The 24110-nt window shown below is 72.2% G+C and carries 27 protein-coding genes; 14 read left to right on the top strand and 13 right to left on the bottom strand.

Annotated features, from left to right (window positions below):
• Positions 1-40 precede the first annotated feature (40 nt).
• The 4 genes from M8542_RS12890 (at position 41) to M8542_RS12905 (ending at position 3214) form a co-directional block, all read left to right on the top strand.
• The gene (locus M8542_RS12890; protein ID WP_257920346.1) at positions 41-529 is read left to right on the top strand and encodes a DUF3291 domain-containing protein; all 489 of its coding nucleotides are present in this window, start codon (positions 41-43) and stop codon (positions 527-529) included.
• Complete coding sequence (locus M8542_RS12895; protein ID WP_257920347.1) at positions 526-1431, top strand: DUF3800 domain-containing protein; 906 nt, start codon at positions 526-528, stop codon at positions 1429-1431. The genes M8542_RS12890 and M8542_RS12895 overlap by 4 nt, the downstream gene beginning before the upstream one ends.
• 149 nt (positions 1432-1580) lie before the next feature.
• Positions 1581-2348: a MarR family winged helix-turn-helix transcriptional regulator gene (locus M8542_RS12900; RefSeq protein WP_257920622.1), complete on the top strand. Its 768-nt coding sequence runs from the start codon at positions 1581-1583 to the stop codon at positions 2346-2348.
• Positions 2327-3214, top strand: coding sequence for an NAD-dependent protein deacetylase (locus tag M8542_RS12905; protein ID WP_257920348.1), 888 nt, complete (start codon positions 2327-2329; stop codon positions 3212-3214). The genes M8542_RS12900 and M8542_RS12905 overlap by 22 nt, the downstream gene beginning before the upstream one ends.
• On the opposite strand, the gene M8542_RS12910 is transcribed toward M8542_RS12905, so the two are convergent.
• The 3 genes from M8542_RS12910 to M8542_RS12920 all read right to left on the bottom strand — a co-directional run bounded on the left by M8542_RS12910 (position 3102) and on the right by M8542_RS12920 (position 5439).
• Positions 3102-3752: a TIGR03086 family metal-binding protein gene (locus M8542_RS12910; protein ID WP_257920349.1), complete on the bottom strand. Its 651-nt coding sequence runs from the start codon at positions 3750-3752 to the stop codon at positions 3102-3104. The two genes, M8542_RS12905 and M8542_RS12910, sit on opposite strands and share 113 nt — an antisense overlap.
• A gap of 245 nt (positions 3753-3997) precedes the next feature.
• Positions 3998-4465 carry a group II truncated hemoglobin gene (locus tag M8542_RS12915; protein ID WP_257920350.1) on the bottom strand — a complete coding sequence of 156 codons (468 nt, stop codon included), beginning with the start codon at positions 4463-4465 and terminating at the stop codon, positions 3998-4000.
• 41 nt (positions 4466-4506) lie between these two features.
• On the bottom strand, positions 4507-5439 hold the full coding sequence (locus M8542_RS12920) for an NAD(P)/FAD-dependent oxidoreductase (RefSeq protein ID WP_257920351.1): 933 nt from the start codon (positions 5437-5439) through the stop codon (positions 4507-4509).
• Positions 5440-5516: 77 nt separating this feature from the next.
• Here M8542_RS12920 and M8542_RS12925 point away from each other — a divergent pair, with 77 nt between their 5' ends.
• Positions 5517-6101 carry a helix-turn-helix domain-containing protein gene (locus M8542_RS12925; RefSeq protein ID WP_091388678.1) on the top strand — a complete coding sequence of 195 codons (585 nt, stop codon included), beginning with the start codon at positions 5517-5519 and terminating at the stop codon, positions 6099-6101.
• Here the strand turns inward: M8542_RS12925 and M8542_RS12930 are convergent.
• Positions 6098-6586, bottom strand: a complete 489-nt coding sequence (locus tag M8542_RS12930; RefSeq protein ID WP_257920352.1) for a GNAT family N-acetyltransferase — start codon at positions 6584-6586, stop codon at positions 6098-6100. The two genes, M8542_RS12925 and M8542_RS12930, sit on opposite strands and share 4 nt — an antisense overlap.
• An 18-nt stretch (positions 6587-6604) precedes the next feature.
• On the opposite strand from M8542_RS12930, the gene M8542_RS12935 reads away from it, so the two are divergent.
• The 3 genes from M8542_RS12935 (at position 6605) to M8542_RS12945 (ending at position 10276) form a co-directional block, all read left to right on the top strand.
• Positions 6605-7174 (top strand): helix-turn-helix domain-containing protein, encoded by a 570-nt coding sequence (locus tag M8542_RS12935; RefSeq protein ID WP_257920353.1) that lies wholly within the window; start codon positions 6605-6607, stop codon positions 7172-7174.
• Positions 7175-7391: 217 nt separating this feature from the next.
• Complete coding sequence (tuf, locus tag M8542_RS12940) at positions 7392-8585, top strand: elongation factor Tu (protein WP_257920354.1); 1194 nt, start codon at positions 7392-7394, stop codon at positions 8583-8585.
• A gap of 137 nt (positions 8586-8722) precedes the next feature.
• On the top strand, positions 8723-10276 hold the full coding sequence (locus M8542_RS12945; protein WP_257920355.1) for a rhamnogalacturonidase: 1554 nt from the start codon (positions 8723-8725) through the stop codon (positions 10274-10276).
• A 356-nt stretch (positions 10277-10632) separates the two neighbouring features.
• Here the strand turns inward: M8542_RS12945 and M8542_RS12950 are convergent, their stop codons facing one another.
• On the bottom strand, positions 10633-10851 hold the full coding sequence (locus M8542_RS12950; protein ID WP_257920356.1) for a hypothetical protein: 219 nt from the start codon (positions 10849-10851) through the stop codon (positions 10633-10635).
• Positions 10852-10973: 122 nt separating this feature from the next.
• Between M8542_RS12950 and M8542_RS12955 the strand changes: the two genes are divergently transcribed.
• Genes M8542_RS12955 through dmpG form a run of 3 tightly spaced genes read left to right on the top strand, consistent with a single transcriptional unit; the run spans position 10974 to position 14079 of the window.
• Positions 10974-12134 (top strand): MFS transporter, encoded by a 1161-nt coding sequence (locus M8542_RS12955; protein WP_257920357.1) that lies wholly within the window; start codon positions 10974-10976, stop codon positions 12132-12134.
• Positions 12122-13021, top strand: coding sequence for an acetaldehyde dehydrogenase (acetylating) (locus tag M8542_RS12960; protein WP_257920358.1), 900 nt, complete (start codon positions 12122-12124; stop codon positions 13019-13021). The genes M8542_RS12955 and M8542_RS12960 overlap by 13 nt, the downstream gene beginning before the upstream one ends.
• A complete protein-coding gene (gene dmpG / locus M8542_RS12965; RefSeq protein WP_257920359.1) occupies positions 13018-14079 on the top strand; it encodes a 4-hydroxy-2-oxovalerate aldolase in 1062 nt (353 codons plus the stop codon). Before M8542_RS12960 ends, dmpG begins: the two co-directional genes overlap by 4 nt.
• A gap of 56 nt (positions 14080-14135) precedes the next feature.
• On the opposite strand, the gene M8542_RS12970 is transcribed toward dmpG, so the two are convergent.
• Positions 14136-15650, bottom strand: a complete 1515-nt coding sequence (locus M8542_RS12970) for an FAD-dependent monooxygenase (RefSeq protein ID WP_257920360.1) — start codon at positions 15648-15650, stop codon at positions 14136-14138.
• Positions 15651-15715: 65 nt separating this feature from the next.
• Between M8542_RS12970 and M8542_RS12975 the strand changes: the two genes are divergently transcribed.
• Both M8542_RS12975 and M8542_RS12980 read left to right on the top strand, forming a co-directional pair.
• Complete coding sequence (locus tag M8542_RS12975; RefSeq protein ID WP_257920361.1) at positions 15716-16348, top strand: TetR/AcrR family transcriptional regulator; 633 nt, start codon at positions 15716-15718, stop codon at positions 16346-16348.
• Positions 16349-16556: 208 nt separating this feature from the next.
• Positions 16557-18203, top strand: coding sequence for a hypothetical protein (locus tag M8542_RS12980; RefSeq protein WP_257920362.1), 1647 nt, complete (start codon positions 16557-16559; stop codon positions 18201-18203).
• 4 nt (positions 18204-18207) lie between these two features.
• On the opposite strand, the gene M8542_RS12985 is transcribed toward M8542_RS12980, so the two are convergent.
• Positions 18208-19086 (bottom strand): LysR family transcriptional regulator ArgP, encoded by an 879-nt coding sequence (locus M8542_RS12985; RefSeq protein ID WP_276586404.1) that lies wholly within the window; start codon positions 19084-19086, stop codon positions 18208-18210.
• 69 nt (positions 19087-19155) lie between these two features.
• On the opposite strand from M8542_RS12985, the gene M8542_RS12990 reads away from it, so the two are divergent.
• Entirely contained in the window at positions 19156-19758 is a 603-nt protein-coding gene (locus M8542_RS12990; protein ID WP_257920364.1) for a LysE/ArgO family amino acid transporter, read from the top strand.
• On the opposite strand, the gene M8542_RS12995 is transcribed toward M8542_RS12990, so the two are convergent.
• The 6 genes from M8542_RS12995 to M8542_RS13020 all read right to left on the bottom strand — a co-directional run bounded on the left by M8542_RS12995 (position 19759) and on the right by M8542_RS13020 (position 24005).
• Entirely contained in the window at positions 19759-20259 is a 501-nt protein-coding gene (locus M8542_RS12995) for a methylated-DNA--[protein]-cysteine S-methyltransferase (protein WP_257920365.1), read from the bottom strand.
• Complete coding sequence (locus tag M8542_RS13000; protein ID WP_257920366.1) at positions 20259-20636, bottom strand: type 1 periplasmic-binding domain-containing protein; 378 nt, start codon at positions 20634-20636, stop codon at positions 20259-20261. Before M8542_RS13000 ends, M8542_RS12995 begins: the two co-directional genes overlap by 1 nt.
• Positions 20633-21346, bottom strand: a complete 714-nt coding sequence (locus M8542_RS13005) for a 2OG-Fe(II) oxygenase (RefSeq protein ID WP_257920367.1) — start codon at positions 21344-21346, stop codon at positions 20633-20635. Before M8542_RS13005 ends, M8542_RS13000 begins: the two co-directional genes overlap by 4 nt.
• Before the next feature lie 248 nt (positions 21347-21594).
• Entirely contained in the window at positions 21595-22185 is a 591-nt protein-coding gene (locus M8542_RS13010) for a methylated-DNA--[protein]-cysteine S-methyltransferase (RefSeq protein ID WP_372508521.1), read from the bottom strand.
• Complete coding sequence (locus M8542_RS13015) at positions 22182-22658, bottom strand: RNA polymerase sigma factor (RefSeq protein WP_257920368.1); 477 nt, start codon at positions 22656-22658, stop codon at positions 22182-22184. The genes M8542_RS13010 and M8542_RS13015 overlap by 4 nt, the downstream gene beginning before the upstream one ends.
• Positions 22659-22703: 45 nt before the next feature.
• A complete protein-coding gene (locus tag M8542_RS13020) occupies positions 22704-24005 on the bottom strand; it encodes a hypothetical protein (protein ID WP_257920369.1) in 1302 nt (433 codons plus the stop codon).
• Positions 24006-24110: the final 105 nt, after the last annotated feature.

Here is a 24110-nt window from a genome sequence, read left to right on the forward strand (position 1 = left end):
TGTGGCCCAACTGTGACCGCGCTGCGCCTACGGTGGTGCGGTGGCCGAGCTCGCGCAGGTGAACATCGCGGTCCCGCGCGCGCCCCTCGACGACCCGGCGATGGCCGGCTTCGCGAACGCCTTCGACGCCGTCGCCAAGCTCGCCGAGGCCTCGCCCGGGTTCCGCTGGCGGCTGGGGGCCGCGTCCGGGCACGCCGTCCTGGCCACCGCCGCCGGGGTCGAAGTCGTCGTGAACGTCTCCGTCTGGCGGGACTACCGCAGCCTGCACCAGTTCGTCTACCGCAGCGCGCACGGGCACGCCCTGCTTCGGCGCCGCGAGTGGTTCGCGTCCACGCGGCAGCCCGCCACCGCCCTGTGGTGGGTGCGCCGTGGTGTGCGGCCCGACGTCGAGCAGGCCCTGGCCCGGCTGCGCTTCCTGCAGGACCACGGACCTTCGCCGCGGGCGTTCTCCCTGCTGCGTCAGTTCACCGAGGACGGCCGGCTAATCGGTCGCCGCGGGGCGGGCGGTCTGGCACCATCGGGTGGGTGAACCCGGTCGAGATCGCCTGCGACGAGTCGGGTTCCGAAGGCGAGAACCTCGTCGGGGGCGAGACCGACGTCTTCGCCCACGCCGGGATCCGGCTGACGCCCGAGGCCGCCGAAGCCTGCGTCCGCGAGATCCGCGCCCGGATCGGTTCGCCCGCCGAGGAGTACAAGGCCAACCACCTCCTGCGCGCCAAGCACCGGCCCATCCTCGAGTGGCTGCTCGACCCCGGCGGCCCGCTCGCCGGCCACGGGCACGTCCACCTCACCGGCAAGACGTTCTTCGCCGTCCGGGCCGCGGTCGTGCTGCTGGCCGAGAACGGCACCGACGCCATGGCCCGCACCCTCCACCGGGCGGGCCCGGCCGCGTTCGGCGCCGACCGCTGGGCCTACTTCCTGGCCGCGTTCACCAGCGTCGTCCGGCTGAACCCGCGACGCGGCGTGACGACGTCGGCGGCCGAGTTCTTCGCTCTGGCCGGCGAGCTCGCCCGGACCCCGGGCGAGGCCGGGGAAATCCTGGGGCTGCTGCGCGACGGCGGTGAGCGGGTGGCCGCCTACCGGGCCCGGCTGGCGGCCGATCCCGGGCTGGTCCCGGTGCTCGACCCGCTGGTGCCCGCCGTGATCCACACCGTGCGGCACTGGAGCGCGGACGGAACTCCGGTCGCGCTCGTCCACGACGAGCAGCTCGCCCTGACCGCCGAACGCGTGCTGCAGCTCAAGGTCGTCCTCGGCCACCGCCTGGCCGGCGTGCGCTTCGTCGACTCGCGCTCCGACGCCCGCGTCCAGGTCGCCGACTTCCTCGCCGGAGTGGCCCGCCGGATCGCCTCCGACGAGCTCAACGGCCGCGGCGACACCCGCCTGACCGGCCTGCTTGAGTCCTTTGTGGACGGCGACGGGCTCGGCGGCTGACCCACGCGCCCCAGCGGCGCCCGGACCGGATGTCGCGAGGACGCACACGGCCGAACCGCCGTTGGAACTCGTGGTCGGCGGCGAGCTCCGCCGCATGGGCGGGGCGTTGCCGCGGGTTCTCCTCGAGGACGCCTTCGCCCGCTGGGTAGCTGCGGGAAAAGCTCGACTTCGACTCCGGCTACCTGAGCCGGCTCCTGCGGGCGCTGGCGGAGGCCGGGCTGGTGCGCGTCGAGCGCAGTGGCGCCGACGGCCGCGTCCGCACCGCGCGGCTCACCGAGGAAGGGCGAGCCGAACGCGCCACCCTCGACCAGCTCTCCGACGACGCCGCGGCCGCGTTGCTGACCCCGCTTTCCGGCAAGCAGCGCACCCGGCTCGTCACCGCGATGGCCGAGGTCGAGCGGCTCCTGACGGCCTCGGCGGTCGACGTCGCGCCGTGCCCGCCCGGCGACGCCGCGGCCCGGTTCTGCCTGCGTGCCTACTTCGCCGAGCTCGCCCGGCGCTTCGACGACGGCTTCGACCCCGAGCTCAGCATCTCCGCCGCGGACGCCGAGATGACCCCGCCCGCCGGCGTCCTGCTCGTGGCGACGCTGCACGCCGAGCCGATCGGGTGCGGGGCCCTGAAGTTCCACGGCGACGCGCCCGCCGAGATCAAGCGGATGTGGGTGGCGCCCTCGGCCCGCGGTCTCGGCCTCGGCCGGCGGCTGCTCGGCGAACTGGAGGCGCACGCGGCGGCCCGCGGCGTCCGCACGCTGCGGCTGGAGACGAACCGCTCCCTCGGCGAGGCGATCGGGCTCTACCGCGCGGCGGGCTACCGGGAGGTCACCGCGTTCAACGACGAGCACTACGCCGATCACTGGTTCGAAAAGCACCTGCCCGGCCCACGTACGCTGGACGAGTGCGGACCCGCCCGACCCTGACCTGGACCTCGGCGGACGCGCCGCTGCCGCGGACGTCCAGCCTCGACGAGCTCGCCGACGTCGTCGCGCGGCGCCGCGTCGCGGTGCTCAGCGGCGCCGGGCTGTCCACCGAGTCCGGGATCCCCGACTACCGCGGCGCGACCGGCAGCCTGCGCCGGCACACGCCGATGACCTACGACGAGTTCGTCACCAGCGCCGAAGGGCGGCAGCGGTACTGGGCACGCAGCCACCTCGGCTGGCGCACCATCGCCCGCGCCGACCCCAACGACGGCCACCGCGCGGTCACCGCCCTGCGCGAGGGCGGCTACCTCGAAGGCGTCATCACCCAGAACGTCGACGGCCTGCACCAGGCCGCGGGCACCGCCGACGCGGTCGAGCTGCACGGCAGCCTCGACCGCGTGATCTGCCTGGACTGCCGCCGCACCAGCCCGCGCGCGGAGCTGGACCGGCGGCTGCGGGCGGCCAACCCGGACTTCGAGGGCGAAGCGACCCGGATCAACCCGGACGGCGACGTCGAGCTGGCCGAAGACGTGGTCCGCGGGTTCCGCCTGGTGCCCTGCACGGCGTGCGAGGGCGTGCTCAAGCCGGACGTCGTGTTCTTCGGCGAGAACGTGCCGCGGCCCCGCGTCGAGCAGTGCTACCGGCTGGTCGACGCCGCCGGCGCGCTGCTCGTGCTCGGCTCGTCCCTGACCGTGATGTCGGGCCTGCGGTTCGTCCGCCACGCGGCGAACGCGGGCAAGCCGGTGGTGATCGTCAACCACGGCCAGACCCGCGGCGACCGCTTCGCGTCGGTGCGGGTCGACCTGCCGCTGGGGCGGGCGCTGACCGAGCTGGCGGCGCGGCTGGGTTGCGGCCGAACCGCCTGAGCAGCCGGTCTTGGCGGGAGTCGCCGCGTGCGCCGGGCGGTGGTGCGGCGAAGACCCGGTCGGTCAGCGCCAGCCCCGCGAAGACGCCGCCGTGGTTTTCGTCGAGCCACGCGACGAGTGCCGGGTCGAGCGTGTCGTCGGCGCCGAGGGCGCGGGCGAGGTCCCAGGTGTGCACGACGCTGTCGGCGGTCCGGACGGCCAGCGCGCGCCGTCCGGTCAGCTCGCCCAGCGGGTAGTCCACGACCCGGTCCAGCGCGCCGGCCTCGGCGAACGCCCGGGCGCAGGCCCGCACCGACTCGGTGTACGCGCCGACCGGGTCGTCGCCGAGCGCGTCGGCGTCGCGCCGGGCCAGGAACTCTTCGCGAGTGGCGCCGGCGAGGAGCCCGATGTAGTTGAGGTTGCCGCGGGTCATGTGGTTGACCAGCGCTCGCACGTCCCAATCGGCGCACGGGGTGGGTGCGGCCCAGCCCGCGGGCCGCACGGCACGCAGGTGGTGTTCGAAGCCGGCGCTCGCGCGCAGGAAGCGGTCGAGGAGCATGGCGTCCAGCTTGGCCCGGGCCGTGGTCTCGGCGCTCGCGGGAATCGGCCGTCGTGGACGAGCCGGCCCGGGCGGGTTGGGGGGAAACGCGCCCGGACCGGCTCTGCGACGGACCTCCACAGCCGGTCGTTGCTCACAAGACGCGGCGGGTGCCCCAGGCGTTACAGTGCCGATCGGTACCAATCCGACCACAGCCACGGCCGAATCACTTTTGCGGCAACGGTTACGTGCCGCGTCAGGTCGGCCTACTTTTGGTCGGATTGGTACAGCGGCCCATCCCAGGACCAGCGCGGCATCGCGAGCCCGCGCGGGACGTCTTCGGCGGGCCCCGGGTAGGTGAGCACCTCGGCGACGGCCCATTCCATGTAGGACCGCAGCGCGGCGCGGAACTCGGGATCGGCGGGCAGCCCGGCGTCGTCCGCGGCCCGCACGAAGCACTCGACGAACCGGCGGCCGAGGTCGCTCATGTCGCCGTTGCCGGCGTGCATCCGCAGCATCGCCGAGTGGTCGCTGCACTCCTTCGAGAACAATGGCGGGCCGCCCAGCACCTCCGCCCAGTACCGGGCCAGCCGCTCGACGTGCCGCGGGTGCTGCCCCGGGTGCGAGAACGGGTGGTTCAGCTCCGGATCGGCCAGGCACCGCTCGTGGTGGGCGGCGGCCAGCGCGAGGAACGCGGGCTCGCCGCCGGCGAATTCGTACAACGTGGGACGCACCCCGCCGAGCCTGGCACGCGCGGCGGCCGAACGCCAGGACGTCAGCGTGCCGCCGCGGCCGCGCGCTCCGCCGTCGGCGTGAAGCCGCTGTGCGCGTCCACCGCCCGCTGGACGTCTTCGCCCACGAGGTCGTGGTTGAGCGCGCCGCCGGCGGCCGCGCCCTGGGCCGCGGCGATGATGACGGTCGCCCGCGCGTCGACGACGTTCCCGGCCGCCCAGAGCCCGGGCACATTCGTCTTGCCCATCGCGTCGGTCTCTTCGTAGCCGAGCCCGCGCATCAGGTCGTCGTGCGGGACGGTCTCGGTGCGGAGGAACAACGCGGTCCGCGGCACGAACCGCGTCCCGACCTCGACCCCGGTGAGGTGGCCGGCTTCCCGCCGCACCGCCGTCACCGTCCCGTCGACGACACGGATCCCGCGCGCGTCAAGGCGTTCGCGGTCCGCTTCGGACGGTGGTGCGGTGTGCGCGAAGTACACGACGTCCGGCGACCACTGGCGCACGAGCAGCGCGTGCTCGACGCTCGCGGGCTCGGTGCCGAGCACACCGAGCGGCTGGTCGCGGACCTCGTAGCCGTGGCAGTACGGGCAGGTCACCGCGTCGGTGCCCCAGCTTTCGCGGAGGCCGGGGATGTCCGGCAGGTCGTCGTGGACGCCGGTGGCGAACAGGACGCGCCGGGCGGTCAGCTCGCGGCCGCTCGCGAGCCGCGCGGTGAAGCCGGGTTCGAGCGCGCTCACCTGGTCTTCGAGCATCTCGACGCCGTAGCCGGCGAGCTCCTCCCGGCCGATCTTCAGGAGTTCGGACGGCGGCAGGCCGTCGCGGGACAGGAAACCGTGCATGTGCTGGGCAGGTGCGTTGCGGGGCGAGCCGCCGTCGACGACCACGACGCGCCGACGCGCGCGGCCGAGCATCAGGGCGGCGCTCAGGCCCGCGGCGCCACCTCCCACCACCAGGACGTCATAGCTGTTTTCGGTCATGCCGCCACCATGAGCCCGCCTTCGCGATTTCGACAACAAATGTTGCCGTTTCCGGGACGAGCGCGTTTCCTGGAGGCATGACGGACGCCATCACCCAGGCCCTCTCGGAGGTCGGCCCGCGGCTCAAGCGGGTCCGCACCCAGCGCCGGGTCACCCTGGCCGACCTCTCGGCGGCGACGGGCATTTCGAAGAGCACGCTGTCGCGGCTGGAGTCCGGCCAGCGCAAGCCGAGCCTCGAGCTGCTGCTGCCGATCGCCCAGGCCCACCAGGTGCCGCTGGACGAGCTGGTCGGCGCGCCGGAAGTCGGTGACCCGCGCGTCCGGCTGACCGCCCGCCGGCTGCCGAGGGCGAACGGCGCGACGATGACGGTCCTGCCGCTGACCCGCCAGCCGGGCGCGCCCCAGGCGTTCAAGATGATCCTCGAGCCGGAGACGGGCGAGCCGGATCCGCAGGTCCACGAGGGTTACGAGTGGCTGTACGTCCTGTCGGGCCGGCTGCGCCTGATCCTGGCGGACCGCGACCTGACCCTGGGCCCGGGCGAGGCGGCGGAGTTCGACACGAGGCTGCCCCACTGGTTCGGCGCGGTCGGGCGGCCGGCGGAGATCCTGAGCCTGTTCGGGAAGCAGGGGGAGCGGCTGCACCTGCGGGCGAAGTCCCGCTAGGCGAGTTCGCGCTGCATCAGGACCGTGTCGAGCCAGCGGTTCTCCTTGAACCCGACGCGGCGCAGCACTCCCGCTTCGGCGAACCCCGCCGCGTGGTGCAGCTTCCGCGACGCCGGGTTGCCCGAGTCGACGACGACCGCGATCGCCTGCCTGGCTCCGGCTTCGCCGCAGCGCTTCAGCAGCTCGTCCAGCAACCGCCGGCCGTGGCCCTGCCCGGCCGCTTCGGGCGCGAGGTAGATCGTCGTCTCCACCGAAAACCGGTACGCCGGCTTCGGCCGCCACGGCGCCGCGAACGCGTAGCCGAGCACCACGTCCGCCTCGGTCAGCACGAGGAAGGGCAGCTCGCTCTCGCGGATCTTCGCCCGCCACTGCGCCGCGGTCGGCGGCGTCGTCTCGAACGTGACGACCGAGCCGGTGACGTACGGCGCGAAGACAGCCGCGATGCCCTCGGCGTGCGCCTCCGCCGCTTCCTCTATAGTGGACATGACCAGTATTATAGTGGAATGCTTGATCCCGTGCTCCTCGGCCGCCGGCTGCACGACCTCCGCGCCGATCGCGGCCTGGCCCTGACCGCACTGGCGAAGGAAGCCGGCGTCAGCGTCAGCATGCTGTCGGCCATCGAACGCGGCGAGAAGACGCCGACCGTCGTGGTGCTGTCGCGGATCGCCGACGGCCTCGGGCTGTCCCTGTCGCGGCTGCTCGCGGACCTCGAGACGGACCGGGTGATCGTCCGCCGCGCCGCCGAGCAGGACCACGTCGCCGAGCCGGGTGGCTGGCACCGCACGGTGCTGACCCCGGTGGTGCCCGGCGTCAACTTCGAGTGGATCCGCACGACGCTGCCGCCGCGGTGCGACGCGGGCACTTTTCCCGCCTACGCACCGGGATCGCACGAGTTCGTCGCGGTCGAGGCGGGCACGCTGCACCTCGGCGTCGGCGCGGCGGAGTACGTGCTGGGGGCGGGCGACTCGGTCTACTTTCCCGCCGACGCACCGCATTCCTACGCCAATCGCGGTGCCGACCCGTGCGTGTACCACGTCGCGGCGCTGATCATGCGGCCGCGGAAAACCGGATGACACCGCCCCGGCGGGCGTGACACCCTTCCGCTCATGTTCCCCGTGTCCGATCGCGCGACGCTCGCAGGCCTGTCCCTGCCGAGCGCCCGTTCGGCACGGCTGACCGGCGCTCGAAGCTGACCCTTCCCCGATTCCCCTGTCCTGCCGCGGAACCGCCGGGGGAGGGTCGACGCGCTCGCCCGGTTTCGCGCATTCCTTTCCAGCACAGGGAAATCTCATGACCAAGCAGCAGTACGTGCGGACGAAGCCGCACCTGAACATCGGCACGATGGGGCACGTCGACCACGGCAAGACGACGCTCACCGCCGCCATCACCAAGGTGCTCGCCGAGCAGGAGCCCGGTGGCGCCAACCACTACGTCGCCTTCGACCGCATCGACCGCGCGCCGGAGGAGGTCGAGCGCGGCATCACCATCACGATCGCGCACGTCGAGTACGAGACGCCGACGCGCCACTACGCGCACGTCGACATGCCGGGGCACGCCGACTACGTCAAGAACATGATCACCGGCGCGGCCCAGCTGGACGGCGCGGTGCTCGTGGTCTCGGCGCAGGACGGCGCGATGCCGCAGACGCGTGAGCACGTCGTGCTGGCGCGCCGGATCGGCGTCGAGCACGTGGTCGTCGCGCTCAACAAGGCCGACCTCGCCGAGGACGAGGACCTGCTCGACCTGGTCGAGCTCGAGGTGCGCGAGCTGCTCACCCGCTACGGGTTCGACGGCGAGCGCGTGCCCGTGGTCCGGGTGTCCGGGCTGCGCGCGCTCGAGGGTGACCCGGTGTGGACGCAGCGTGTCCTCGACCTGCTCGCCGCCGTCGACGAGCACGTGCCGATCCCGCCGCGGCGGCTCGACCTGCCGTTCCTCATGCCGATCGAGAACGTCCTGACCATCACCGGCCGCGGCACCGTCGTGACCGGCGCGGTGGAGCGGGGCACCCTCGAGGTCGGCGACGCGGTCGAGGTGATCGGGCTCGGCCCGGCGGTGTCCACTGTGGCCACCGGGCTCGAGACGTTCGGCAAGCCGATGGCGCGCGCCGAGGCGGGTGACAACGCGGCGGTGCTGCTGCGCGGGGTGAAGCGCGGCGAGGTCCGGCGCGGCCAGGTCGTCTGCCTGCCGGGCAGCGTCCGGCCGCACACGCGGTTCCGGGCGGACGTCCACGTGTTGTCGGCCGCCGAGGGTGGCCGCCGGACGCCGTTCGCGGCGAACTACCGGCCGCAGTTCCACTTCCGCACCAGCGACGTCGTCGGCGTGGTCACCCTCGACGAGGGCGTCACGCAGGTCCGGCCGGGTGCGGCGGCTTCGCTGACGGTGGAGCTCGGCCAGCCGGTCGCGATGAGCCCGGGCCTCGGGTTCGCGATGCGCGAGGGCCGCCTGACGGTGGCCGCGGGCACCGTCCGCGAGGTGCTGGACTGAAGAGCGCGGCCCCTGCTCCGGCAGGGGCCGCGCTTGACTCATCCGATCACTTGCTCCTAGCCTGAATTCGCGCATTCCCGATCCGCCGTCGGAAGCACCGCGCGGTGCTTTCGTCGTGGCCAGGAAAGGGAGCATCGATGGGTGAAGCGATGAGCCGCCGCCGGGCGGTCACCTGGGGAGCTGCGGCAGGTGCCGCGCTGCCATTCATCGGACCTCCGGCCGCCGGTGCGGCGGAGGACGGCGTGCCAGGCCGCTTCTTCGACGTCACGAAGTTCGGCGCGAAGGGCGACGGGCGCACGATCGACACCGCCGCGATCAACCACGCGATCGACGCGGCCGCGAACCGCGGCGGGACCGTGTACTTCCCGGCGGGGACCTACGCGAGCTATTCGATCCACCTCAAGAGCAACGTCGCGCTGTACCTGGCGGCCAACGCGACGATCCTCGCGGCGGCCCCGGCCGGCGGCAAGGGGTACGACCCGGCCGAGCCCGGCGCGGGCAACCCGTACCAGGACTTCGGGCACAGCCACTGGCACAACAGCCTGATCTGGGGCGAGAACCTGGAGAACGTCACCATCGAGGGGCCGGGCAAGATCGACGGCAAGGGCCTCGTCGCCGGGGGCAGCGCGGAGTCGGCGCCGCTGAACGGGAACAAGGCGATCGCGCTCAAGCTGTGCCGCAACGTGGCGATCCGCGACATCACGATCGTCAACGGCGGGCACTTCGGCATCCTCCCGACCGGCGTCGACAACTTCCGCATCGACGGACTGGTGATCGACACCAACCGCGACGGCATCAACATCGACTGCTGCAAGAACGTCCGGATCGCCAACACCACGGTGAACTCGCCCAACGACGACGCCATCGTGCTGAAGAGCTCGTACGCGCTGAACCGCGTGCGCGACACCGAGAACGTGACCATCGACAACTGTTTCGTCAGCGGCTACGACCTCGGCACCCTGGTGGACGGCACGTTCAAGACGGCGGCCTACGGGCGCACCGGGCGCGTCAAGTTCGGCACGGAGGCCAACGGCGGCTTCCGCAACATCGCGATCTCCAACGTGATCTTCGAACACTGCCGCGGCCTGGCGCTGGAGACGGTGGACGGCGGGTGGCTCGAGGACGTCACGATCAGCAACCTGACGATGCGCGAGGTCCAGATGCCGTTGTTCCTGCGGTTGGGCGCCCGGATGCGCGGGCCGGCGGGCCTCCCGGTCGGGTTCCTGCGCCGGGTGAGCATCAGCGACGTGACGGCGTACAACGCGGACCCGCGCTACCCGTCGTGCCTGGCGGGCATCCCCGGCCACCCGATCGAAGACGTCAAGCTGAGCAACATCCGCCACCACCTGGCGGGCGGCCTGACCCCGGCCGACGCGGTCCAGAACCCACCGGAGCTGGAGACGGCGTACCCGGAGCCGTCGATGTTCGGCACGCTGCCGGCGTACGGCTTCTTCATCAGGCACGCCCGCGGAATCAGCTTGGACAACGTGGACGTCAAGTTCGGCGCGACGGACACCCGCCCGGCGTACGTGGTCCGCGACGTCGCCGACCTCGACGTGCACCACTGTCGCGCGGACAAGGCGGCGGAGACCCCGACGTTCGTCCTGGACGCGGTGGACGACTTCCGGGTGACCGACGGCCGCCCGGTCCGCGAGGCGGCGGTGGCGCACGCGGACCACCAGGAGCTGTAGAGCTTGCCGGCCGGGCCCCGCCGCCGCCGCGGGACCCGGCCGGTTTCTCCGTTTCGCCGGTTCCGGCGGGGCGGGGCTGTTAACGTCCGGCTCGTGCGGATGTGGTGGGTCGGTCTGGTGGCGGTCGGAGCGGTGGTGCTCGCCTCGTGCGCCGGCGGCGGGTCGGGCAGCGGACGGGTGGTGCCGCCGACGCCGGCGACGACCGCACCGGCGCCCTCCACATCGGACTCCCCGGTGACGACGACCACGACACCGACGTCAACCCAGACGAGGGCCCATACGCCGACGGCGACCACGACGAAGAAGTCGACGACAACGCACCGCCGTACGACAACGCGGCGGCGCCCGCGCTGACCTCAGCGCCCCCGCAGCTCAGGTCGTGCCAAGCCGACACCCGCCAGCACGACCAAAGCCACCCCGGCCACCGCCACGATCACCTCCAGCACCGGCACCCGCGCCGCCGCTGTGGTCAACGTGATGATGCTCGACACCACCAGCAGCACCCCCGCCGCCAGGCTGAGCCAGCACAGCGGGGCCGTGCGGGGGATGACGTGCCAACGGTTCTGCTCAGCCATCGGACCTCCTCGGTCGGCTCCTTTCCCGAAGCTGCCCCGAACCGGAGTCGATCAAACCGGCGCCACGGAGTCGTCGCGAACCTGCCAGCGCCCGCCTGCCGACCGCCGGTCTACTGGGGATCATGAACGCACGCTGGCCCGCCGTCGCGGCTGTGACCGTCGGGATCTTCGCCATCGTCACCACCGAAATCCTGCCCATCGGCCTGCTGAACCCGATCGCCGCCGGCTTCGGGGTGCCCTCCGGCACCGCCGGGTGGACCATGACCGTGCCCGGGTTCGTCGCCGCCGTCGCCGCGCCCGTCGTCACCGTCGTGACCCGGCGGCTCGATCGGCGGCTCATGCTCGTCGTCCTCATGGGCCTGCTCGCGGCCGCCGGGTTCCTCGCCGCGGCCGCGCCCTCCTTCACCATCCTGCTCGCCGCCCGGTTCCTCGTCGGTCTCGTCATCGGCGGGTTCTGGTCGATCGGCTCCGGCCTCGCGCCCCGGCTCGTCGGGCCCGCGGCCGCCGCGAAGGCCACCGCCGTCATCTTCTCCGCGGTGCCGCTCGGCTCGGTGCTCGGCGTGCCGCTCGGCACCTTCATCGGACACCTCGCGGGTTGGCGGACGGCGTTCGCCCTCCTCGGCGTCCTGAGCCTCGGCGCCGCCGTCGCCCTCCTCGTCTGCACACCGCCCCTGCCCGCGAACGAGGCCACGAACCTCCGAGTCCTCAGTGGACTGCTGCGCCGCCGGGGTGTCCGAAGTGGACTGCTCGTGACCTTCCTCGTCGTCCTGGCCCACTTCGGCGCCTACACCTACCTCACCCCGCTCCTGCGGGACGTCGTCGCGCCGGACGTCATCAGTCTCTACCTGCTGGTCTACGGCGCGGCCGGCATCGCCGGCACCTTCCTGCGCCGGCTGAACTTCGCGGTGGCGGCGACCCTGATCGCCGCGGCGACGATCGTCCTGCCGCATGTCGGCCCGATCGGCGCCCTCGCCGTGCTCGTCGTCTGGGGCGTCGCCTACGGCGCGGTCCCGCGGTGCTCCCAGGCGTGGTTCGCCCGCGCGGCGCCGGACGCGCCCGAGGCGGCGACCGTCCTGTTCACCGCCTCCTTCCAGGCGACGCTGTCGGCCGGGGCGCTGACCGGCGGCTTCGTGGTCGACGCGGTCTCGGCGCCGGCCGTCATGACGTGTGGGGGAGTGGTCGCCGTCGTCGGGGCGCTGGTGGCGGCACGTTCCACTGGCCGGAACACAACACTGTCCCAGCCGTCGCCGTCGGTGCGACCGTCGGAGTCATGGCTCCCGTGATGGCGGCGATCGTCGGCCCCGGCAACATCGGCACCGATTTGCTGGCGAAGCTGCGACGCAGCGAAGTTCTCGAAGTCGGTTACGTGGTCGGTGTCGTCGAGTCCGACGGGCTCGAACGCGCCCGTGCGCAAGGGATCGCGGCGTCCGCCGAGGGCGTCGACTGGCTGCTGCGCCAGGATCCGTTGCCGGACTTGGTGTTCGAGGCGACGTCGGCGAAAGCCCACGCCGCGAACGCGCCCCGCTACGAGGAGGCGGGCATCCAGGCGGTCGACCTCACCCCGGCGCACCTCGGCCCGATGGTGTGCCCGCCGGTGAACCTCGGCGCGCACCTCGACGCCCCGAACGTCTCGATGATCACCTGCGGCGGCCAGGCGACGATCCCCATGGTGCACGCGGTGTCCCGGGTGACGCCGGTGCCCTACGCGGAGATCGTCGCGTCGGTCGCCTCGCGCGGCGCGGGCCCGGGCACGCGGGCCAACATCGACGAGTTCACCCGCACCACGTCCCAGGCGGTCGCCGAGATCGGCGGCGCCGGGCGCGGCAAGGCGATCATCATCCTCAACCCGGTCGAGCCGCCGATGATCATGCGTGACACGGTGTTCTGCGCGATCGGCCTCGACGCCGACCGCGACGCGATCACGGCGTCGATCCACGAAATGGTCGCCGAAGTCCAGAAGTACGTCCCCGGCTACACCCTGCGCGCCGATCCCCAGTTCGACGACGCGCGCGAGGACTGGGACGGCCATGCCCGGGTCGGGATCTTCCTCGAGGTCCGCGGCAACGGCGACTACCTGCCGGACTACGCCGGGAACCTCGACATCATGACCGCCGCGGCCGCCCGGGTCGGCGAACTGATGGCGCGCGCGAAGCAGGAGGTCCCGGCATGAGTGAGCTTGCGAACGAATCGATGGCTGCCGCCCGCCCGGAACTGAAGCACGACGTCCGGATCGTCGACACGACGTTGCGCGACGGCAGTCACGCGATGGCCCACCACTTCACCGAACAGCAGGTGCGCGACACGGTGCGCGCGCTGGACGGCGCCGGCGTCGAGGTGATCGAGGTGACCCACGGCGACGGCCTCGGCGGCTCGTCGTTCACCTACGGCTTCTCCGCCGTCGACGAGCTCAAGCTGATCGCCGCGGCCCGCGAAGAGGCGAAGCAGGCGAAGATCGCCGTGCTGCTCGTGCCCGGCATCGGCACGGCGGAGGACTTGCAGCGCGCGTTCGACGCGGGCGCGGAGATGGTGCGGGTGGCAACGCACTGCACGGAAGCCGACGTCTCGCCGCAGCACTTCGGGCTGGCGCGCGAGCTGGGCATGGAGACGGCCGGGTTCCTCATGATGGCGCACCGGACACCGCCGGAGGACCTGGCGAAGCAGGCGCGGATCATGGTGGACGCGGGCTGCCAGACGGCGTACGTCACCGACTCCGCGGGCGCGTTGCTGATGCACGAAGCCCGCGCGCGCTTCGAAGCACTGGTCGCCGAAGTCGGCGACACGGCCTGGGTCGGCTACCACGGGCACCAAAATCTGAGCCTCGGCGTCGCGAACTCGGTGCTGGCCCACGAAGCCGGCGTCCGCTACATCGACGGGTCGCTGTGCGCGCTCGGCGCGGGCGCGGGCAACTCGCCGACCGAGGTCCTGGCGGCGGTGTTCGATCGCTTGGCGATTTCGACCGGCCTCGACGTCGGCGGCCTGCTCGACGCGGCCGAGGAGGTCGTGCGCCCGTACCTGAACCGCTGGCCGAAGATGGACCGCAACGCGGTCGTGCAGGGCTGGGCCGGGGTGTACTCGAGCTTCCTGCTGCACGCCGAGCGCGCGGCGGAGCGGTACGGGGTGCCGGCGCAGGCGATCCTCCGCCGGTGCGGGGAGCTGGCGCTGGTGGGCGGCCAGGAGGACATGATCATCGACGTCGCGGTGCGGTTGGCCGCGGAAAGCCAGGCGTAACAAGGGTAAAACCCGTCCGAGGGGCGCGCCGGTTCGCCGGCGCGCCCCGTTCGGTGTCAGGCGGGCTCGCCGAACCACCGGCGCAGCGTGTCGTCCAGACCCGTGCCCGTGCCGTCCTCACGCGCCCAGGCGATGTACCCGTCCGGCCGGATCAGCACGGCCGACAGCGCCGGGTCGCTGACGCACTTCGCGGTCAGCACGCCCACGCGGTCCGCCCAGCCGCCGGCCGTCTCCCGCAGCTCGGCGTTCTCGGCGAGGTCGAGCAGGAGCGCCCGGCCGTCCTGGAGGTGCTCGCCGAGCCGGGTGCCGTCGGCGAACTCGAAGTCGGGCGCGCCACGGCCGGTGAGGTCGTGCTCGCCGTCGATCGGGTAGCGGTGCAGCACGCCGGAGAGCTTCTTGGCCAGGTAGGTCGCGCCGTCGTCGGTGAGCAGCAGGTCGGTGACGACCTGGCGCAGCGCCTTGGTCCGGACGTCGCTGCGCATCAACGCGACCTGCGCCCGCGTCCACTCGAGGACCCACTCGCCGATCGGGTGCCGCTCGGTGGTGTAGCTGTCGAGCAGGCCTTCGGGCGCCCAGCCGTGGAGGGTCGCGGCGAGCTTCCAGCCGAGGTTGACGGCGTCGCCGATGCCGAGGTTGAGTCCCTGCCCGCCGAAGGGGGAGTGGACGTGCGCCGCGTCGCCGGCCAGGAGCACGCGGCCCCGGCGGTAGGTGGTCGCCTGGCGCGCGTTGTCGGTGAAGCGCGTCGCGCTGTGGACGGCGGTGACCCGGATGTCGGCGCCGGACACACGCCGGAAGCTGTCCTCGAGCTCCTGCGCGGTGACCGGGGACTGGCGGTCCTCCGGCGGCCCGTCGAACTCGACGGTGAGCATCCGGCCGGGCATCGGCCCGTGGACGTAGAGGCCGCCGTTGCCGTGCTGCCAGCCGGCGGGCAGTGCTTCGGCGCCGGTGAGCTCGGCGAGCGCCTGCCGGCCGGTGATGGCCGGATCGGTGCCGGGGAACTCGAACCCGGCGTGCTTGCGGACGAAGCTGCGGCCCCCGTCGCAGCCGACGAGCCAGCTCGTCCGGACGGTTTCGCCACCGAGGTCCACGGTCACGCCGTCGTCGTCGGCGTCGAACCCGGTCACCTCGACGCCCCGCCGGATCTCGACCCCCAGTTCGAGGGCCCGCGCGGCGAGGATGGCCTCGACGGACTGCTGCTGGATCACGACGACCCGTGAGGCCGGGCCCACCTCGCGGAAGGCGGGATCGTCGAAGTGGACGCCGCTGGAGGCGACCATGATCCCGGCGAAGTGCCCGACGGGCAGCGCGGGCTTCGGCCCACCCGCACCGCGGGACTCCATGAACTTCTTGATCATTTCGGCGTTCTGCCGCACCACCTCCTCGACGGCGGGTAGCAGCCCCCGCCGGTAGAAGGCCTCGGCGGTCGTCAGGTTGACGCCCCCGGCCTTGATCGTCTGATCCGGTTCGGTCAGGCGCTCGACGACGAGCACGTCCACGTTCTTCAGCCGGAGTTCGCAGGCCAGCATCAACCCGACCGGTCCGCCCCCGGAGATCACCACATCCCTGTTCATGGGTTCGAGCATGCCGCAAAACTTTTACCGAGTCAAACTTTGTGCCCGGTCTATACTCCTTGCTCATGGCGGATCACGGACTGCGCGAACGGAAGAAGCAGGCGACGAGGCTGCTGATCTCGAACGTGGCCACGGGCCTGTTCATCCAGCGAGGCTTCGAGGAGGTGACGGTGGCGGAGATCGCGGAGGCGGCGGGCGTCTCGAAGATGACGGTGTTCAACTACTTCCCGCGCAAGGAGGACCTCTTCCTGGATCGGCACGCCGATCGCCTGGCCGAGCTGACCGCGGTGGTCCGGTCCCGGCCCGCCGGGGTTTCGCCCGCGAGTGCGTTGCGTGCGCACCAGCACGCACTGCTGGCGGCCGGCCACCCGCTGTCGGGCGCCATCGCCGGCGGCCCGGGGTTCTGGTGGGTGCTGACTTCGAGCCCGGCGTTGATGGCTCGCTGGTACGAGCAGGAGCGGGAGATCGCCTCGGCCTTCGCCGAGGTGTTCGTCGAGGAGACGGGCGACGCGTTCCGCTCCCGGATGGTGGCGGGGTTGCTGACGACGGCGATCACGTCGATCTTTTCGCACGCGATGGGCCGCATCGTGGCCGGCGACGACGCCGAGGTGGTGCGGCGGGAACAGGTCGGCGTGATCGACCAGGCTTTCGACCTGGCCGAGCACGGCGTCGGCGATTTCCCGGGCGTCACCCGCTGAGCCGGACGATCGACGCAGACCTCGCCTTCGCACGGAGGGGAAACGTGGTCCTTATACTGGCGGTGTGCAGGGGCCGGTGAGTGGAGTCGAGCCGCCCGACGAGTCAAGCGCGGTTTGGTACGTCGACGTTCACCGCAGCAGAGGCGTGGTCATCGGTGACCACAACACGGTCAACTTCGTGGAGACGCAGGCTCCTGGCCTCGCGGTGATGTCCGGACCGGTAGCCGAAAACGAGGCCTGGCTGGCGGCGCTCGAGGCACTCGTCGGTGCCGAGGCGGACATCGAGTCGGCCAAGACCGCCTTCGAGACCACCCGAGGTGACTTCAAGGCCAGGTTCTCCGCGGCCGTCGAGTCGTTGATCAAACCGCTGGTCAGGCCCGAGATCTTCATCGACATCCCCGCGGAGCCCGAGCTGCTCACCCGGGGCGAGCTGGAGACGCTGATGCGGGAGGCGGAGGTCGTGTTCTCCCGGGCGCGGCCGTCCAAGAGCGAGTTGCTGTCGCACCTGGACGCGGTCAAGCGGCGGCAGGAGAACCGGCCGAGCTGGGTCCCTCGACAGCTTCCGGACGGATCCGCGGCTCCGGCGGCGCTCGCTCCGGGTGCGCCGCAGGATGGCTGGCCGCTTCAGGCCGAAACGGTGACGAGCTTCCCGGAGTTCGATGAAATCACCGTCGAGGTCCTCGAGAGCTACGAGGGCCGCCCGGAGCGCAAGCTGATGTCCGGCGGCGTCGGTGAACTGGAAATCGTCCTGCACGCGTTGCTCGGCGTTGGCGGCGGCGAAGCGCCGGACGGTGACGTGCTGCTCGACGACGTGGCGATCGAAGCGCTGGTCCCGGACGCCGTCTGCTGGTGGCCTCGCGATCCCGAGCGGAGCCTGCGAGCCTCGCAGGATCCCGGTGTGGCCGCCGAGCTGCTCGCGACGGTCGCGACCATCGGCGGCGTCGCGGTCGCGGACAACGCCTCGGCCGGGCTGGACCTCGCGGCACGGGCCTTGGCCGCGACGGGCGACTGGCGATACAGCCGGCGTTGGCGGCTCGACGGGTGGGAACCCGGCGAACCGATCCCGTTCTTGGCGACCGCTCAAGCGGCGGTGGCCGGCTGGGCGGACGGGGGCGAAAGCGGTCTCCTGGTGTACGTCTACGGCGGTGGCTTGAATGCCCTGGACGGGTTGAGCGGTACCCCGTTGCCGCTGCACAGCTACCTGTTGTGCATCACCCGGTCGTCGGCGTCCGACGACGGGATCGGCGTGGTGCACCGGCTCGGCTTCGCCTGCCCTGGTGAGCACTGGTGCCGTCGTGGCGGCTGCGGCGAACTGGCGCCGACGGACCTCGACGGGGACTTGCTGCCGGTGGTCACGGCCGGCCAGGCCGCCGATCTCGCGATCGGTGACTCCGGCCGGATCTGGGACGAGTACCGGCGTCGGTACGGCACCGGCAGCGTGTTCGTCGACGAGGCGGAGACGGTTCTCGACTGCGCGGAGACACTGCTGTCCCGCGTGGGCTGGCAGGAGCTGGAACGCTCGGAGTGGGAAGGCGGGATGGAGATCCTGCTCGTGCGCCGGGGGCGGACCTGCCTGCTCGTGGAGTACGACCCGGCCACTCGTCAGGTCGCACTGGCGGACGGTGGTTCGTGGTTCGAGCTGTTCCTCGAAATCGCGGAGGAAGACGGGATTCCGGCTCCGGACGACGTGGACGTGGAACCCTGGTCCGGAGATCGCCGGCAGATCAGCGTGGTCGGTTTGCACCCGCATGCCGACGGCCGCCTGCACGGTCCGGAGTCGTTCGAGCTGGCGACGAGGCAGCTCTCGATGTTCTTCCGCGAGTCGGGTGTCGGCGAGGGCACAACCTCGTCTTGAAGGCTCACCGGAGTGCTTCCTTCGCGCCTTCGGCCACCGCCTTGGCCACCGCCGCCAGCGCCGGGGAGTCCAGTTTCCACTGCTGCCAGTGCAGTGGCACGTCCAGTGGCCGGTCCGGTGCCAGGTCCACCAGGGCGTCCCCGCGCGGGGCTGCCTGGATCTCCGGGACCATGCCCCAGCCCAGGCCCGCCGCCACCGCGTCGGCGAAGGACTCCGATGCCGGGATGTGGTGGCGGACCATCGTGAAGGTGCGGCGGCGGGTCAGCGCGCGGAGGAAGCGGTCCTGGAGGTCGTCCTTGCGGTCGAACACGATCACCGGGGCCGCCGGGAGCGACGACGCCAGGGGAGTGGTCAGCCAGCGCGCCACGAACGCTGGGGAGGCCATGGCCCGGTAGCGCATGCGGCCCAGGCGGTGGGACGTGCAGCCCTGGACCGGCTGGGGCGACGCCGTCACCGCCGCCATCACCAAGCCCTCGCGCAGCAGGGCCGCCGTGTGGTCCTGGTCCTCCCGTTGCAGGTCGAAGCTGAGGTCGGCCGAGGGCGGGAGCGTGGCCAGCGCCGGGAGGAACCACGTCGCCAGGGAGTCCGCGTTCACCGCGATCGAGAGGGTGCGCGTGGCCGAACCCAGGCCCAGCTCGGTGAGGGCGTCCTGCTCCAGGTGCGTCAGGGTGCGGGCGAAGCGGATCAGGACCTGGCCGGACGGGGTCAGCGTCACCGGCTTCGTGCGCAGGAGCAGGACCCGCCCGGTGCGCTGCTCCAGGGCCTTGATGCGCTGGCTGACCGCCGACGGCGTCACGTGCAGGACCGCTGCCGCGGCGTCGAAGCTTTGCTCGTCCACTACGGCCAGCAACGTTCTGACCTGGTCCAGTGGGAGATCGGACATCACGAGCGCTAATCTTACGTAAGAATCTTTAGCTGGGGTAATCCAGCCGAACGCTCGTACCGTGGTGAGGTGCTTCCTCTGCTCGTCGCCGGGTTCGGCACCGGCCTCTCCCTCATCGTCGCCATCGGTTCGCAGAACGCTTTCCTCCTGCAGCAGGGCCTGCGTGGTGGCGTCGTGGCTCCGCTCGTCGTCATCTGCGCGGTGTCCGACCTCGTGCTGATCGGGCTGGGCGTCAGCGGGATCGGGGCGGTGCTGAAGCAGTGGCCGACCGCGATCGGGGTCATCGCGGTCGGCGGTGGGGTGTTCCTGCTCGGCTACGCGGTGATCGCCGCGCGGCGGGCGTGGCGGCCGTCCGTGCTCACCGTCGGCGCCGAGCGGACGCCGTTGCGCAAGGCGGTGCTCGCCTGTCTCGCGTTCACCTGGCTCAACCCGCACGTCTACCTCGACACGGTCCTGCTGCTCGGCTCGGTCGCGGTCGCCCACGGCGACGGGCGCTGGCTCTTCGGGCTCGGCGCCGGGTTCGCCAGCGCCGTCTGGTTCAGCGCGCTGGGCTTCGGCGCGCGGCGGCTGGCCGGGGTGTTCGCGAAGCCGGTCGCGTGGCGCGTTCTCGACGTGCTCATCGCGGTCACCATGGCCGGCCTCGGCGCGACGATGCTGCTCAGCCGCGTCTGATCACCACAGCTGCCCGAGCTCCGCCGCGGGTGGGCGTTCGAGCTCCAGCAGGAACTGCTTGCGCTTCAGCCCGCCCGCATACCCCGTGAGCTTCCCGTTCTTCCCGACTACGCGGTGGCACGCCACCAGGATGCTCAGCGGGTTCTGCCCGACGGCCGCCCCGACTTCGTGCGGCAACGCGCCGACGGCCCGCGCGAGGTCACCGTACGTCGCCGTCGAACCGTACGGAATGCGCGCGATCCCGGCCCACACCGCGTGCTGGAAGTCCGAGCCGCCGGCCCGCGTGGGCACGTCGAATTCCCTGCGCTGACCGGCGAAGTACTCCTTCAGCTGTTCTCTCGCTTCCGGGAACGCCGTGTCGTCCCGGTCGCCGAACGTCGAGCGGTCCGGGCGGGTCCAGTGGTGCGGGAAGTACAGGCCGGTCACGACGTCCTTGGTGCCGGCGCCGGTGCCGACCACGGTCAGGTCGCCGATCGGGGAATCGACCACAGTGTGTTTCATCAGTCCTCCCAAGTGGTTCCGTCCGCCCGGGCGCCTCGTACGCCGGGCAGAGGGCTGGTGGCCAAGGCCGCGGTGACGACCGTCCGATGAGGACGCCACCCCGTCGAGACCAGCAGCCGTTTCGTCATACCCGCCCAGCCGGCGGGGGTGGCGGCCACGACCCAGACGTCCGGGTCGGGCGCGGCGAACCGCCGGGCCGGACGCAGCCACGACGCCGCGGCTTCCGGCCACGTGACCGTGGCCAGGACCAGACCGCCCCACGCCACGGCGATCCGCTCGCCGTCGGCCCGGGACGCCGGGTCCGCCGCGGTGCCGAGCACGATGTGCCGGGCCGGCCCGATCAACCGCACGAGAGCCTCGAGCTCGGCGTCGGTCATGCCGCGTCGTGGAAGACGAGGCCGAGGGTGTGCCGCCGGCCCGACCGCACGGCCGACACGCCGTGCCGCACCGGCGCCGCCGACCAGCCGCGGGCCGAGCGGACCGGGCGGTCGCGCGTGGTGAACACCAGGCCGTGACCCTGCGGGATGAGGGTCGCGGTGCCGCGGGACTGGGCCCGCGGGCGCTGCTCGACGAGCAGGAACTCGCCGCCGGTGTGGTCGACGCCCGGCTCGTTGAGGTTGATCACCACCTGCAGCGGGAACACCTTGTCGCCGTAGAGGTCGCGGTGCAGGGCGTTCCAGCCGCCGGTCTCGTACCGCAGCAGGATGGGGGTCGGCCGCCGCTGGCCGGCGTCGTGGCAGACGGCCAGCCACTCGTCCAAAGTGGACGGCCACTCGGGCTCCCGGCCGAGCCGGGCCGACCAGTCCCGGGCGATCGGCAGCAGCCGCGGGTAGAGCGCCTGGCGGAGGCGGTGCACCGGTTCGGGGAACGGGGACTTGAAGTAGTGGTAGTCGCCGTGGTCGCCGAAGCGGTGCCGTCGCAGGTTGACCGTCGCCCGGAAGTGCGCGGGCTCATCCCAGAGGGCGACGAGCTTCGCGCATTCGGCCGGGGTGAGCAGCTGTGGTAGCAGCGCGCAGCCGAAGTCGTCGACCTCGGCGGCCACCGCGCCCCAGTCGGCCGCCGCGACGCGTTTCTCGAAAGTGCTCATACCCGGTAGACGCGCCGCGGGGGCGAAACGTGAGATCGGCCGGGCGAACTCGCGAAACCGGGGTTGGCTGCCGGCCATGGCGACGTTCGCCGGCGGGGCGGACGCCGACTCCCGGCAGACGGGCACCGCGGTGAGCCTTGGTGTCCGGCTGTGGCGGCTGTTCCACGACCTGTCGCCGTGGGCGGCGGTGCTCGCGTGGCTGTTGTTCGGCCCCGGCCGAGGCTGTTCGAGCTGGTCGAACCGGAAGCTCAGGCCGCTTCCATCGTCAGCAGGACGCGCTTGGCTTCCTCGCCGCCCGCGTATTGGCCGTACGAGCCGTCCGAGCGGACCACCCGGTGGCACGGCACCACCACCGGCAGCGGGTTGAGCGCGCAGGCCGTGCCGACCGCGCGGACCGCCTTCGGGCTGCCCGCGGCCGTGGCCACCTGGGCGTAGCTCTCCGTGTGGCCGTACGCGATCTCCGGCAGGTGCTCCAGCACCGACAGGCGGAACCCGCGCGCCAGCCGGAAGTCCAGTGCGACGTCGAACGTGCGCCGCTCGCCGGCGAAGTACTCGTCGAGCTGGCGGGCCACTTCGTCCAGGCGGCCGGGGGCCCGCAGGATCCGCGGGCTGATGGCCTGAGCCAGCGCGGCCAGCACCGCTTCGTGGTCCTGACGGGCGAAGGCCACCTTGACCAGGCCCTCGGCGGTCGCGGCGAGCAGCAGCGGACCGACCGGCGAGTCGTACACCCGGTAGGCGACGTCCAGCAGGTCCTCTTCCTCGGCAGCGGCGGCGAGGCGCTCGTGGAGCCGGTCCGGCAGGACGTCGACGGGGAACGGCGGGAAGATGATGTCCATCATGAGTGCGCTCCTTCCAGCGGATATGCGGCCCGCAGGGCCTTGACGCCGTCGGCGGCCGCGCGGCGTGCGGCCTCGACGCTGCCGCCGGTGATCTCCGCGATCTCGCGGTAGGGCAGCCCGGCCAGGTAGCGGTACGCGACCACGGTGCGCTGCTTGTCGGGCAGGCGCGCGAGCGCGTCCCACAGGTCGCCGGCCCACTCGCCTTCGCGGCCCGGCCGGTCCGGGACCTGCTCGACCGGCACCGGGTTGCGCGCCTGCGCGCGGGTGACGTCGATGGCCTTGCGGTGCGCGATCGTGACGAGCCACGCCTGGACGTTCGCGTCCTCCGGCAGCCCCGGATACGCCTTGAGGGCCGCGAGGAAGGTTTCCGACCAGGCGTCTTCGGCGTCTGCCGGGCCGAGCACGGCCCGGCAGACGCGCAGGACCATCGGCCCGTGCTCGGCCACGATCTGCTCGAACGGTTTCACGATCACATCCTGTAGACGTCCGCGGATGCCGGAACGTGAGACCCGAGTTTGTCACGCGTACGGGTAGACCCAGAAACCGTCCCCGTCGAGGATGTGGTTGTTCACGACGAACTGCCCGACGCTCGCGAGCAGCGCCTGGTAGTCGCTGTCCAGCACCGGCTGGACGGCGTACGACGGACCCCGGTCGACACCCGGGGTGGGCAGCGTCGCGCCGTCGTAGGTGGCGTCGAACGGGTAGACCGCGCAGGTGTTGACCTGCCCGTCCGGCCGGGTCGCGTAGCCCGGGCCCCAGTGCTGCGTGCAGGCCAACTCCGCGGTCGCGCGGTGGGTGGCCTGGCGCGCGGTGTCGTAGAACAGCCGCGTGATCGGGTACGACCGGCCCGCGCTGCCGCCCTGGTACCCGGGGTTGCCCGGGGCCAGGTGGCCTTGGGCGAGGCCGGGGTAGGTGGTGGGGAAGTTGACCAGCGCGGCCCGGACCAGCGCCGCCGACGCCGGGAAGCCGGACGTCGCCGAGTTGTCCAGGACGTACAGCGGCTGGAAGCCGAACGCGCAGTCGCTGCCCGCCGCGTACGCCGGGTTCAGCTGCCGGGCGATGTCGCAGCGCAGGGACGCGCTGTGGGCGCCGGTGACCAGCGTCGTGCGGTCGCCGGTGTCCTGCGCGACCAGGTGCCGCTCACCGACGTACCAGGTGCGTTGTTCGGCCTGCACCGCCGGCGAGTCGGTGGACACCGGCAGGTCGGTGCCCGCCATCGTGAAGACCTGGGTGACGTCGGACTGCGCGCGCCAGTCGGCGATGCTCTTGACGACCTGCGCGGCCGGCGTGTCGCAGTGGGCGGTGCCGGTGGTGTAGCGCGGGCCGCAGCTCATCGAGATGCCGAACTGCATCGCGTCGGTGACCACGCCGGACAGCGACCAGCCGACCATCCGGGTGGCGACCTCGAGCTTCCGCTGCGCCGGCAGCAGGTTGCTGGTCGAGATGACCCGCGCCCACACCGTGCCGGTGACCGCGCAGCCCGCTTCGGGACAGGCGTAACGCTGGTAGGCCATGTCAGTGATGGTGCAGCTGGCGAACCGGTTCTTCGTCCAGTAGCCGTTCTTGATGTCCTTGTGGCACTCGTCGAACGTCACCGGGGTCGGGGTGTTCTGGTCGAGCCCGGACAACCGGGCTTGCGGTGCCCGCGCCGCGGCGGGCAGGCGGCGGAGGTCGAGCGACTTCGTGAGCGGCACCCCCGCGGGCACTTCGCGAAAGACTCCCACCGAGCGGTCCGGCGCGGCGTGCGCGGTCGCCGGGACGATCGAGAACCAGGCGACAAGAGTGGCCAGGGCGCAAAGAACCCGTCTTCGATTCGGCATTACTCCCCATTTCTGCCGGGAAATCGACAAGGCCTGCCACGCTAGCGCAGCCCGATCCGGGCGGTCACTCCGACGAAGGAGTGAACGAAAGTCGTTGCCCCATCG

Source organism: Amycolatopsis iheyensis, from assembly GCF_024703995.1.
GTDB lineage: Bacteria > Actinomycetota > Actinomycetes > Mycobacteriales > Pseudonocardiaceae > Amycolatopsis > Amycolatopsis iheyensis.